Origin of the sequence: Sulfuritalea sp., assembly GCF_017302275.1 — a bacterium.
In the GTDB taxonomy this organism is placed as follows: Bacteria; Pseudomonadota; Gammaproteobacteria; order Burkholderiales; family Rhodocyclaceae; genus Sulfuritalea.
Genome location: NZ_JAFLDR010000087.1, coordinates 1 through 3,095 on the forward strand (window position 1 = coordinate 1; position 3,095 = coordinate 3,095).

Consider the following 3,095-nt stretch of genomic DNA (forward strand, 5'->3'; position numbering starts at 1 on the left):
CCGGATGGAACGATAATCCGTTGCAGGAATTCGATCCCCTTGTGCATACTGCATCCGATTTCCTGTTCGCTGACCATTTCCGGAGAAGACGCTCGATGAACGAGAAGATGAACGGCGCCCAGTCGCTCGCCAGGACGCTGGTCAATTGCGGCGTCGATGTGTGCTTCGCCAACCCGGGCACATCGGAAATGCATTTCGTCGCGGCGCTGGATTCGATTCCCGGAATCCGCCCGGTTCTCTGCCTGTTCGAAGGCGTGGCGACCGGGGCGGCGGACGGCTACGGACGTGTCGCCGGCAAACCCGCCGCGACGCTGCTCCACCTCGGCCCCGGCCTGGCCAATGGCTTGGCCAACCTGCACAACGCCCGCCGTGCCGCCACGCCGATCGTCAATGTCGTCGGCGATCATGCCACCTATCACCTGCAGTACGACGCCCTGCTGACCTCCGACATCGTCGGTTTCGCCCGGCCGGTGTCCTCCTGGATCCATGAATCGAAGAGCGCCAAGGCCGTGGCGGGGGATACCGCCCGCGCCGTCCAGGCCGCGCGCGCCGCGCCCGGTGGAATCGCCACGCTCGTCCTGCCGGCGGATACGGCGTGGAACGCCGCCGACCGCGCCGCCCGGATGCTGCCCGACATCGGGCCGGCGGCGGTAGACAAGGATGCCATCGAGGATATCGCGAAGCTGTTGAGCAACGGCAGGAAGTCGGCGCTGCTGCTGCGCGGCCCGGCACTCCACGGGGCCGGGCTGGAAGCCGCCGGACGGGTGCAGGCCAGGACCGGCGCCCGCCTGTTGTGCGATACCTTCGCGCCGCATGCCGAACTCGGCGCCGGCCGCGTGCCGGTCGAGCGCATTCCCTATTTCGCCGAGCAGATCGTCGCCTTCCTCCAGGGCATCGAACAGATCGTTCTGGTGGGTTCCAAACCGCCGGTGTCCTTTTTCGCCTATCCCGGCAAGCCGAGCTGGTGCGCTCCCGGGAATTGCGAGTTCAGCCATCTGGCGCAGCCGCACGAGGATGGCGTCCGGGCGCTGCAGGATCTGGCCGATGCGCTGGGGGCCCCGGCCGAGCCAGCCATGCGCATTCCGCTCAAGCTGCCCGGACTGCCGAGCGGCGCGCTCAGCGCCTTGAGCGTCGCGCAAGTCATCGCGCAACTGACGCCGGACGATGCCATTTACGCCGAGGAAGCACTGACATCGAGCCTTCCCTTGCTGATGACCCTCGCCCAGGCCCGGCCGCACACGCATCTGCCGCTGACCGGCGGCTCGATCGGCGAGGGCTTGCCGCTGGCCGTCGGCGCGGCGCTGGCCGCGCCCGGGCGCAAGGTGATCTGCCCGCACGGCGATGGCGGCGCCGCCTACACCATGCAGGCCTTGTGGACCATGGCGCGCGAGCAACTCGACGTGACCACGGTGATCTACGCCAACCGTTCCTACGCGATTCTCAATATCGAGTTGCAGCGGGTCGGCATCGACAGCGCCGGCGCCAAGGCCCTGTCGATGCTCGACCTGCACAATCCGGAAATGAACTGGACGCAGATCGCCAGCGGCCTGGGGGTCGAGGCCAGTCGCGCGACAACCGCGGAAGAGTTCGCCGCGCAGTACGAATCGGCGATGCAGAGCAAGGGTCCGCGCCTGATCGAAGCGATGATTTGAGGGAGATGACCATGAACCTGACCGATTCCTTGCGCCAACTCGTTGGCGAGAATGCCGTCCTCGACGCCGCCGACGTCGCCACCCGCTCCGCCGGCTACCTGCGCCCGGACAACCTCAAGGCCGCCGCGCTGGTGCGCCCGGCGAACACCGACGAAGTGTCGCGGGTGATGCGCTGGTGTTGCGAAAACAACATCGGTGTCGTGACGCACGGCGGCCTGACCGGCCTGGTGCATGGCGGCGACGCCAAACCGGACGAGATCATCCTGTCGCTCGAGCGCATGCGCGCCATCGAGGACATCGACCCGGTTCAACGCACGGCAACGGTGCAGGCCGGGGTGGTGCTACAGGCGTTGCAGGAGGCGGTCGACGAGCACGGCCTGGCCTTTCCGCTCGACCTTGGCGCGCGCGGCTCGGCGACGCTGGGCGGCAACGCGGCGGTCAACGCCGGCGGCAACCGGGTGATCCGCTACGGCATGACGCGCGAAATGGTGCTCGGCATCGAGGCGGTCATGGCCGACGGCACCATCGTCTCGTCGCTCAACCGCCTGATCAAGAACAACGCCGGCTACGACCTCAAGCACCTGTTCATCGGCTCCGAGGGCACCCTGGGCATCATCACCCGCCTCGTGCTGCGCCTGCGGGAAAGGCCGACGACGACCAACATGGCCTTTGTCGGGATCGACAGTTTCGCTGCCGTCGCCAGCTTCCTCAAGCACATCGACAGTGCGCTGGGCGGAACGCTGTCGGCATTCGAGGTGATGTGGCAACCCTTCTACCGCCTAGTGACGACGGCGCCGGCCAAGGGCCAGCCGCCGATCGCCCAGGACTATCGGTACTACGTTCTCGTCGAGAGCCAGGGCGCGGACCGCGAACTCGACACGCAGCGGTTCAACGGCGCGATGGAATCGGCATTCGAGTCCGGGCTCATCGTCGACGCGGCCATCTCGCAATCGGAGGCCGACTGCCAGGCCTTCTGGGCGCTGCGCGACGACGTCGAGCAGGTCTTGCACGGCGGGCTGCCGGTCGTCTTCGACATCTCGCTGCCGATCGGCGAGATGGAGAATTTCGCCGACGATCTCCGCGCCGCGCTGCCCGGGGCGATCGGCGACCACAAGCTGTGGATCTTCGGCCACCTCGGCGACGGCAACCTGCACGTGATCGTCCAGGTCAAGCCGCAGGACTACCTGGCGTCACGGCCAAAGATCGAGGCGCTGGTCTATACGCCGCTTGCCGCATTCCGTGGCTCGGTATCTGCCGAGCACGGCATCGGCCTGGAGAAGAAGGCCTACCTGAAGGTCAGCCGCAGCGAGAACGAAATCGCGCTGATGCGCACGCTGAAGACCGCGCTCGACCCGAAAGGCATTCTCAATCCGGGCAAGGTCCTCTGACGGAGTCGCAATGGGCCGCACCCTGAACATCCTGCCGGCGACCACGCTGGACTAC

At 67.0% G+C, this 3,095-nt stretch carries 2 protein-coding genes; both read left to right on the forward strand.

Going from position 1 to position 3,095, the window contains the following annotated elements:
• A partial coding sequence (locus J0M27_RS21280; RefSeq protein WP_294996714.1) for an acetolactate synthase large subunit occupies nt 1–1,652 on the forward strand: 1,652 nt, incomplete at its 5' end.
• An 11-nt stretch (nt 1,653–1,663) separates the two neighbouring features.
• On the forward strand, nt 1,664–3,040 hold the full coding sequence (locus tag J0M27_RS21285; RefSeq protein WP_294996716.1) for an FAD-binding oxidoreductase: 1,377 nt from the start codon (nt 1,664–1,666) through the stop codon (nt 3,038–3,040).
• Nucleotides 3,041–3,095 lie beyond the last annotated feature (55 nt).

What these genes read in the sequence shown, in the direction of transcription:
- J0M27_RS21285 (WP_294996716.1), top strand. Translation starts at nt 1,664, where the DNA reads ATGAACCTGACCGATTCCTTGCGCCAACTCGTTGGCGAGAATGCCGTC.